Below are 9196 nucleotides of genomic sequence, written 5' to 3' on the forward strand. Positions count from 1 at the left end.
TCGGTGGCCGCGGCCATCGAGCTGTACGGCGCCAACAGCGCCGAGTGCAACAGCACCAAGGCCGCCTGGAGCGCCGTCAGCGTCGCCGCCGCCTCCAATGAGCCGGCCTGCGGCACCGCCGGCCCCGACTTCTCCCTCACGCTCAACCCGTCCTCCGGCAGCGTCCAGCCCGGCGCCACCACGACGACCACGGTCAACACCCAGACGACCTCGGGCAGCGCCCAGACCGTCAACCTGACCGCCTCCGGCCTGCCGAGCGGCACCACCGCCAGCTTCAACCCGGCCTCGGTGACCTCCGGCAACTCCTCCACGCTGACCCTGTCGGTCGGCGCCTCCACGGCCCAGGGCACCTACCCGATCACCGTGACCGGCACCGGCTCCACCACGCACACCGCGACCTACACCCTCACGGTCGGCACCGGCAACCCTGGCCGGACGTTCACCAACAACACCGACTACCAGATCAGGGACTACTCCACCACCCGGAGCCCGATCACCTCCACCGCGACGGGCACCGCGATCTCCCCGGTCAAGTTGTCCATCACGATCAGCCACACCTGCGCCGAGGACCTGAACATCCGGCTCCGCGGCCCGAACGGCACCTACTACCTGGTCGACGCCTACGGTGGCACCAGCTGCACGCAGTACGGCACCAGGACCTTCTCGGTCCCGGTCAGCCAGCAGGCCGCCGGCACCTGGACGCTCGACATCAGGGACGTCTACGCCGGTGACACCGGCTTCCTGGACACCTGGAGCATCACGCTCTAGCCGTCGGAATCAGGGGTGGCGAGCCCCGGCCGGTCCTCCGGCCGGGGCTCCTTCACGTCGTCCCGGATGCGCTGAGCTTCGGGTTCATCCGGACGGGCCGCGTTCAGCTCTCCCCGCCCAGCGCGGCCGCGGTTGCCGGAGGTTGACGTAGTCGCGCAGACGGGTGATCCGCCCGTGGTGCACGGTGAGCACGAGGAGGTTGGGCAGCGCGAACTCCCCGGTGGTCGCGCTGGTCCCGAGGGCCTCCTGCTCGACGACGATCGTTCCCGGATCGTCGGTGTCATGGATGGCCAGGGTGCGGTAGCGCTAGACCGCCTGCTCACCCTCCTGCTGAACGGCCTCCGTCACGGCGACGTCCAGCCGTGACGGAGGCCGCCGGTCCGCTCAGGCGCTCTCGCGGGTGTCGTTGCGGAGGCTGAGGAAGATCAGCACGATCCCGATGTACGTGCACAGCCGTACCGCGTCGGGGATGCCGTTCCAGGTGCCGTTCATCCACATGCCGAACCATTCGCCGCCGATGGCCTGGAAGCCGAAGAACCACAGCAGCAGGGCGACCGTGCAGCCGACCACGCCCCATCGCTTGGACCGCTGGAAGGCGGCGTCGTCGCCGCCGACGGCCCTGACCTGCTGCCAGGCCGACACGAGACAGGTCACCATGATGACCGCCTCGGTGAGGATGACGCCGAGGTAGGCGACGTGGTGCGCCCACGTCCACGGGATGGCGCGGTAGTTGATCTGGCTGACCGCGGCGAGCTCGGGCTTCTGCGCGTCCATGGCCAGCACGTGCCGGACGAACTCGAAGTTCGTGCCGTAGTCGGTGAGGTTGCCGAACACGACGAGCAGCGCGAAGCCGCCGACGGTGAAGGTGAGCAATGCCTTCGCCAAGCGAAGAGCGACGATGGTGTCGAAGCGGGCCAAGGTTCTTTCCTTTGACATCTCTGATCGAATGAGCACACGAGCCCAGAGGAGGTGTCCTGAAAAGGGAAAGATCCACGGGGCCCGCTCGCCCGGCGTGGAGGAACTCGCCGGGCCGCTCCACTGGCTCCGTCACTGGTGGTGACGTCGCGGGCCCCTCAGCCTGAGGTGGAACAACGTGACTTATAGTAGCCGACTCCGCAAATCACTCATCGAGCGCACGGGCCCGCGCTCGGCGGCGCGACAGGTGCTGGATGCGGCTCACCGGCCGCCGATGTCGTCGCTCCAGAGCTGGGGTGAGCGCCGCTGGAACTCCGACATCAGCGCGACGCATCGCTCATCGGCCCGGACGTCGACGTCGACGCCGTGTCCGCGCAGGAAGTCGACATCCCCCGTGTAGGTCACCCGTTCGGCGATGATCACCCGCGGGATCTGGAACAGGACGATCGCTCCGCTGCACATCGGGCACGGCGACAACGTCGTGTACAACGTCGTGCCGGCGTAGGAGGATCGGGATCCTGCGGCGCGCAGGCAGGACATCTCGCCGTGCGCCGTCGGATCGCCTCGCTGGACGCGCTCGTTGTGACCTGCCCCGAGCAGGGCGGTGGGGGTGGCGAGCACCGCGCCGACGGGGATCCCGCCCTGGCCGAACCCCGTCTGCGCCTCCTCGATCGCGATCTGCATCATGGCGTCGTCGTTCGGCCACTGCGGCTCGTCCCTCATGGCTGCCCTCCTGGCGAAGGTGGTGCTCCGGTCTGCTGGTGTCGTCATCCCCTCCCACGGCCTTGGAGAAGGCTGAGTGCGCGCCAGAACTCCTCCGGGAAGCGCACCTTTTGGGATGATCAATACCAGCCGGCAAGGAACTCAACACGGAAGCGGTGCCATGGCCAACCCCCTGCGCGACGGCGACTCGCCCCATATGGGCCCCTATCGGCTGCACGCACGGCTCGGCGGGGGCGGGATGGGGCAGGTGTTCCTGGGGCGTTCCCCTGGCGGGCGCCTGGTGGCCGTCAAGGTGGTACGTCCCGAGCTGGCCGACAACGCGGACTTCCGTCGCCGCTTCGCCTCCGAGGTGGAGGCCGCCCGCAAGGTCGGCGGCTTCTACACCGCCCAAGTCGTGGACGCCGACACCGACGCCGCCCGGCCGTGGCTGGCCACGGCCTACATTCCCGGTCCCTCCCTGCAGCAGGCCGTCGAAGAGCATGGGCCGCTCCCTCTGGAGTCGGCCGCGGTGCTGGGAGCCGGGCTGGCCGAAGGACTCGCCGCGGTGCACGCCTGCGAGATGGTGCACCGCGACCTCAAACCCGCCAACGTCATCCTCGCCGAGGACGGGCCCCGCCTGATCGACTTCGGCATCGCCCGTGCCCTGGACGCCACCAGCCACACCCAGACCTCCACGGTGCTGGGCACCGCCGCGTTCATGTCCCCCGAACAGGCCATGGCCCAGCAGGTCGGGCCGCCCTCGGACGTGTTCTCGCTCGGCTGCGTGCTCGCCTTCGCCGTGACCGGCCGCAGCCCCTTCGGGACGGGGCCCGTCCACGCGGTCGTCTTCCGCGTGGTGCACGCCGAGCCCGACCTTCAGGGAGTGCCCGCCCCCTTGGCCGCTCTGGTGGCGGCCTGCCTGGCCAAGGACCCCGCCGCCCGGCCCAGCCTGGAGCAGGTGCTGGCCCAGCTCACCACGCTCGCTTCGCCCGACCGGGGGCGGTGGCTGCCGCAGGCGCTCACCCAGGTCATCGCCGAGCGCCGGACCCTGGCGCTGACCGCCCTTCACGACCCGGCCGTCGCGACCGGCGGCGGCCCCCGAACGACGGCGCCGCCCTCGCCCAGCCGCGCGGATCCCCAGCCCTTGTTGGTCAACGAACGCCGCCGTATGCGCGGCCGCGACCCCCTGCTCCCCGCCACCGGCTACCGGATCGCCGCCTATGTGGCGCTTGCCTTCTTCGCCTTGGTCTCCGTGAGCACAGTGATCTACCAGTTCGATGTTGCCGACGATGCGGGACGGTGGCACGACGCGGAGACCTACGACGGCATCCGCGATTTCAACGAGATGGTCAGCCAGATCATGTCGGTGGCCCAGATCGTCTCCGGGCTGGGATTGACGGCGTGCTGGCTGCTCTGGTTCCACCGGGTACGAGTCGTCGCCGAAAGACTCGCTCCCGGCCGGCTGCGCTACCGCCCCTCCATGGCCGTGTACGGCTGGTTCGTCCCGATCGGCAACCTGTGGCTGCCCAAGCAGATCGCCGACGACATCTGGCACGCCGCCAGCCCCCCTGGACGCAGCGGCACGACGGCCCCGGCCGGTCTCCTGCACACCTGGTGGGCCCTGTGGCTGGTCACCTTCCTGACCTGGCCCCTGTTCTGGATCGAGTGGACGACACTCCTCACCACACACCACGAACCCCGGCCGGACGACACCGTCAGCCAGATGTACGAGCTCACGCCGAGCGCCTGGGCCCACCTGGTCCTGCACGCGTCGGTCGTGCCGACGGCGATCGTCACCGCTCTGCTCGTGCGGCGGCTCGACGCCATGCAGGCGGCCAGACTCAGCAGCTGACCACCGAGCGCCGACCCGGCACGTCGTCTCCCGCCGTGCGTGGTTGAACGCGACGCGCGTCGCCGTAGAACAGTTCATTCACCGAAGTAATGCCCGGGGTGTGAGGATCATGGCGGAGATACTGATCGAATGGCCGGATCCGGAGGGCCAGGAGATCGTGGAGCGGCTGTTCGCCGCGGATGCGGCTCTGCGGGCGCATTTCGAGCAGGTCACCGCTGCGGTCGGGCTCACCGTGCCGCAGGCTCACACGGTGATTCAGCTGCAGGAGCCTCAGCGCATGGGGACGATGGCCGGTCACCTGCACTGTGAGCCTTCGCATGTCACCGCGATCGCCGACTCACTCGAAGCCGGCGGCCTCCTGCGCAGGGAGCCGGATCCGGACGACCGCAGGGCCAAGCGGCTCGTCCTCACGGAGGCCGGGCAGGAGCTCAGGGGGCGCCTGCTGAAGCTTCTGTTCGAAGGGGCGCCGATCATCTCCGTGCTCGACGCCGAGCAGCGGGCCGGTCTGCTCGCGATGCTCCGGATGGCCCAATCGGGCGACGGGCACCAGGCTTTGCTGTTCGCATGCTGCTTAGCCATATCGCTCGCCGGCTGCGCAGCTAACCCGGTGCCGGCGGAGTCGTCCGAGTCCGCTCAGCCGGAACCCGCCGCCCTCCCGCAGACTCCGCTGCAGCAGAGCACCATTCCCGGGACGCAACGGTTTCACGCCACCGAGCTACGACCCGGCGACTGCATCGAACCCTTGCCCCAGACGTACATGGTGACCGTCGTCCCCTGCCACGTGCCGCACTCGGCTGAGTTCGCCACCACATATGTCCTCCCGGAGGGGCCGTATCCGGGTGCGGACATGACGCGGCTCATGGAGAACGGGTGTCTTCCCAGGATGCGCATCAAGAAATCGAAAAGGGATGAGATCGACACGGCGGAGCTTGCGCCGCTGCCGGAGGAATGGCCTCGTTACAGGACCGTGTACTGCCTGGCCGTACGCATGGATGGAGCGAAGGCGACGGGACGGGTGGTCGAGTAACCACCCGCGCGCGCACCACCACGGAAACGCATCAGCTGGCCCGCGCAGATGTTGACGCTGTTGGTGCGGCATGTTGTGATCCACACATGCGTATTTCGTACTTATTAAGTATGAAATGAGGTGGTCATGAGGCTCCTCCAGAGTGCCGCCGCGGTTGTCATGCTCCTGGTGAGCGCGGCCGGCATCCAGGCCGCGCACAGTGGACCGGCGCAGGCGGCTCTGCCCACCGCCGCCGTCGCGCTCGGCGACAGCTTCATCAGCGGGGAGGGCGCGGGGGACTACCAACCCGTCGTCGACGCCTCCGGTACGGCACAGGCCTTCTCCGGCTGGTCGGCGGCCAACAGCAACGCCTACTTCTGTCACCGCTCGGCGAACGCCTCGGTGTTCACGGCGCCGCTCCCGGGCATTCAGCAACGCTTCAACCTCGCGTGCTCCGGCGCCCAGCCCGCCGACATCGCCACCCCCGCAAGCGCGCGGGCCGAGGGCCGCACCGTCGCCTCGCAACTCGATCAGCTGCGCGCCGTCGCCCGGACGCACGACATCGACGTCGTCCTCGTCGGCCTCGGCTCCAACAACACCCAGTTCACCTTCGGCGACGTGGCCACGCTGTGCGCCAACCGCTTCATCGCCGACGCCTGGACGGGCTGGTGGGAGTTCTGGGCCTATCTGAAGGGCGAGGTGCCGCAGAAGCCCTGCACCGCCTCGGACCTGGCCACCGACACCGAGGTCGCCGCCGCCACCACCGAGACCACCGCGGCCCTGCGGCAGATCCTGGACACCCTCGACCAGATCGACGCCGACGGCACCCACCAGGTGATTCTGCAGACCTACACCAACCCGCTGCCCCCCGACGTCGCCCCGCAGTACTACGACGAGGACGGCCGCACCGACACCCGCGACAAGTTCCGTGCCCTCGGCGCCGAGCGCTACGCCGCCGGGTGCCCGATCCACCGTGCGAGCCTCGCCCCCGGGCACGTGTTCTCCCAGAACCTCGGCTCACTGGTCAAGAACGCGTATGCCACGCTGGCAGCCGAACGCCCGGCGGCCGACCTGCGCGTAATGGACGTGCAGCGGGCTTTCGACGGGGCCAGGCTCTGCGAGAACCCCGGCAGCCCGGCGGGCGCGCTCGCGACGCCGGTCCGGGTGCAGGACGGGCCGTCCGGCACGTTCATCACAAGCCTGTCCGGTTGGGACAAGATCGGCATCCAGCGGGCGGCGAACACCTGCGTCACCTACTTCCAGACCTGTCAGGAGTCGTGGCACCCCAACGCCGCCGGCCACACGGTCCTCGGCCAGTGCCTGGCCGGCGCCCTCGCCGCGTCGCCCCGCACGATCGTCACGTGCGCCCGTGACCCGAACGGCACGCTCACCGTCTCCTGACGTCTCCTCAGCGTCGCGTCCGGCTCTCTGGAGCCGGACGTGTCGCGGGGCAGCCGGCTCAGGAGCCGCCGGCTTCCAGAGGGCCATGTTCTCGTACGAGGTCCAGGAAACCGGTCGTCAACGGGCGAGGCCGCCCGTCCTTCCACACCACGGCAATCTGCCATTCGGCCGCCGGATGGCGAATCGGCGTGATCGTGACCGAGGGCGGCGCGATGCGGCGGGCGCTGGCCGGCACGAACGCGACTCCCGCGCCGGCCGCCACCAGCGCGAGGACGGTCTGCAGGTCCTGCGCCTCCTGGACGATGGCAGGGCGGACCGTGACGGCGGCGCACAGGCGGTCGATCTGCCGGGCCAGTCCAGGCCCTCTCTCCTGCACCAACTGGAGGAAGTCGTGGCGGGCCACCCATTCGGCGAGATCTCCGAGGTCGTGCGGAGGCTGGTCGTCATGGTCGGCACAGGCGAGGGCGAGGCGGTCGCCGGCCAGTGGCAGTCGTCCCCATCCGCGTTCGAGGGGCAGGCGGACGAAACCGACGTCGAGGTCGCCCGCGTTGATCCGGTCAAGCTGGACCTGTGACGACATGTCATCCAAAGTGACATGCGCGTCGGGATGGCGCCGCCGGAAGGCGGCGACGATCCGAGGGGCCAGGTCGATGCTCGACAGCCCGAAGCCGACGGCCAGCTTCCCGATCTCGCCGGCGGCCATTCTCGCCACTCGCCGGGTGAGCGCGTCCGCTTGCCGTAGGAGAGCCTGCGCGTCCGGGAGCAGGGCAGTGCCCAGGTCGGTCAGTACGGCGCCGTGCCGGCCGCGATCGAACAGCCGGCCTCCCACCTGCGCTTCCAACGACTGGATCTGTTTCGTGAGGGTCGGCTGGGTGACGCTCAGCGTTCGCGCGGCGCGGCCGTAGTGACCGTGCTCGGCGACCGTGAGGAAGGCGCGAAGCAGAACCAGATCCATTCCGGAACTCTATCGAACAGCGAAAAAGATTCATTGGACGAATGGGATGCCCATACGGTCTCCTGGTGAACCACCCAAGTATCCGGAGGTTCGCGATGGCACGGAACGATGAAGCGGCCGAGATGCCCACGCCGACATTGCGGTGCGCGACCGTGCAGTTCGAGCATCGGCCCGATGACAAGGCGTACAACCTGGCGCAGGTCGAGCACTACGTGCGCGTGGCGAGCGCGGATGGCGTGCAGGTCGTCGCCTTCCCGGAAATGTGCCTGCTGGGGTACTGGCATCTCCGCCGCCATACGCCCGAGCGGTTGCGGGAACTCGCCGAGCCGGTGGCCGGTCCGTCCGTCACCGCCGTCCGCGCGCTGGCGGCCGAGCACGGCGTCGCGGTGGGAGTCGGCTTCCTGGAGAGCGACGCGGAAGGCCGGCTGTTCAACAGCTATGCCCTCTGCCTCCCGGACGGACGCGTCCATCGTCATCGCAAGCTGCACGCCTTCGAGCACCCGGCGATCAGCAGCGGCGACGCCTACACCGTCTTCGACACCCCCTGGGGCGTCCGCATGGGCATTCTCATCTGCTGGGACAACAACCTGGTCGAGAACGTCCGCGCCACAGCGCTGATGGGCGCCTCGATCCTGGTGGCGCCGCACCAGACCGGCGGCACCGCCTCGCGCAGCCCGCACGGGATGCGCCCGATCCCCGTGGAGCTCTGGCGGAACCGGCACGGCGCCCCGGAGGCGATCGAGGCCGAGCTGCGCGGCCCCAGCGGACGCCAGTGGCTGATGCGCTGGCTGCCCGCCCGCGCTCATGACAACGGGCTGTTCGTCCTGTTCAGCAACGGCATCGGCGAAGACGACGACGAGATCCGCACCGGCAACGCGATGATCATCGACCCCTACGGCCGCATCCTCGGCGAAACCTGGAAGGCCGGTGACGACATGGTGACCGCGGACCTCGACCTCACCTTGCTGCCACTCTCGACCGGCCGCCGATGGATCCAGGGACGACGCCCGGAACTCTACGGCATCCTCACCCACCGGTTCGGAGATGAGCGTGAGCCTCGCGCCGCCCGGTTCGCCACCGACCCGGTGCCACTACTCCGCACCTCCGGCGGCGCCGAAGCGTCGGCCGAGGGCTGAGTCTCCCGCGCTGTACGGGCCGGCTCGACGGCGAAGTCCCCGGTCTGCCGCGCCACTGAGTATCAAGGCGACCCCGAGGCCGGCAAGGCGGTCAAGAGCGTGTTCGTCGCCGAGTACGTCGCCTTCGAGGGGCTGCGCCGCGAGATCCACGAGGGGCTGCAGGTCGTGGAGAACTGGAATTCGGCCAACACCGATCTGTTCTACGGCAGCGCCGGCACCGTCCCCGGCGGCGACAAGGAGCATCAGGAGGTCTCCATGCTCAGCCTTCACCTGCTCCAGTCGGCGCTGGTCTTCATCAACACTTTGCTGGTTCAGTCCGTCCTCAAGGGCCCCGCCTGGCAGAAGAAGATGACCGACGCCGACAAGCGAGGCCTTCACCGCTGTTCTGGTCCAACGCCAACCTCTACGGCACGATCGACATCGACATGGGCCGCCGTCTTGACCTCGACCTGGTCGCCTGA

General features: G+C 69.1%; 9 protein-coding genes. 6 read left to right on the forward strand and 3 right to left on the reverse strand.

Going from position 1 to position 9196, the window contains the following annotated elements; all coding sequences use genetic code 11:
• Positions 1 to 768, forward strand: a 768-nt coding sequence (locus tag ABZ444_RS51010) for a proprotein convertase P-domain-containing protein (protein WP_358012574.1), incomplete at its 5' end; no start/stop codon positions are given.
• Between the two features lie 384 nt (positions 769 to 1152).
• Here ABZ444_RS51010 and ABZ444_RS51015 read toward each other — a convergent pair.
• On the reverse strand, positions 1153 to 1653 hold the full coding sequence (locus ABZ444_RS51015; RefSeq protein WP_358012576.1) for a DUF2165 domain-containing protein: 501 nt from the start codon (positions 1651 to 1653) through the stop codon (positions 1153 to 1155).
• A 291-nt stretch (positions 1654 to 1944) separates the two neighbouring features.
• A complete protein-coding gene (locus ABZ444_RS51020) occupies positions 1945 to 2406 on the reverse strand; it encodes a nucleoside deaminase (protein ID WP_358012578.1) in 462 nt (153 codons plus the stop codon).
• Between the two features lie 160 nt (positions 2407 to 2566).
• Between ABZ444_RS51020 and ABZ444_RS51025 the strand changes: the two genes are divergently transcribed.
• From ABZ444_RS51025 to ABZ444_RS51035, 3 genes are all read left to right on the forward strand, one after another.
• Positions 2567 to 4237, forward strand: a complete 1671-nt coding sequence (locus ABZ444_RS51025) for a DUF4328 domain-containing protein (RefSeq protein ID WP_358012580.1) — start codon at positions 2567 to 2569, stop codon at positions 4235 to 4237.
• A 109-nt stretch (positions 4238 to 4346) separates the two neighbouring features.
• Positions 4347 to 5264 carry a MarR family winged helix-turn-helix transcriptional regulator gene (locus ABZ444_RS51030; RefSeq protein ID WP_358012582.1) on the forward strand — a complete coding sequence of 306 codons (918 nt, stop codon included), beginning with the start codon at positions 4347 to 4349 and terminating at the stop codon, positions 5262 to 5264.
• 126 nt (positions 5265 to 5390) lie between these two features.
• Positions 5391 to 6644: a hypothetical protein gene (locus ABZ444_RS51035; RefSeq protein ID WP_358012584.1), complete on the forward strand. Its 1254-nt coding sequence runs from the start codon at positions 5391 to 5393 to the stop codon at positions 6642 to 6644.
• A 58-nt stretch (positions 6645 to 6702) separates the two neighbouring features.
• On the opposite strand, the gene ABZ444_RS51040 is transcribed toward ABZ444_RS51035, so the two are convergent.
• Entirely contained in the window at positions 6703 to 7599 is an 897-nt protein-coding gene (locus ABZ444_RS51040; RefSeq protein ID WP_358012586.1) for a LysR substrate-binding domain-containing protein, read from the reverse strand.
• Between the two features lie 95 nt (positions 7600 to 7694).
• Between ABZ444_RS51040 and ABZ444_RS51045 the strand changes: the two genes are divergently transcribed.
• Complete coding sequence (locus ABZ444_RS51045; RefSeq protein ID WP_358012588.1) at positions 7695 to 8735, forward strand: nitrilase family protein; 1041 nt, start codon at positions 7695 to 7697, stop codon at positions 8733 to 8735.
• A gap of 99 nt (positions 8736 to 8834) precedes the next feature.
• A partial coding sequence (locus ABZ444_RS51050; RefSeq protein WP_358012590.1) for a Tn3 family transposase occupies positions 8835 to 9196 on the forward strand: 362 nt, incomplete at its 3' end.

This window comes from Nonomuraea sp. NPDC005730 (genome assembly GCF_040630865.1).
In the GTDB taxonomy this organism is placed as follows: Bacteria; Actinomycetota; Actinomycetes; order Streptosporangiales; family Streptosporangiaceae; genus Nonomuraea.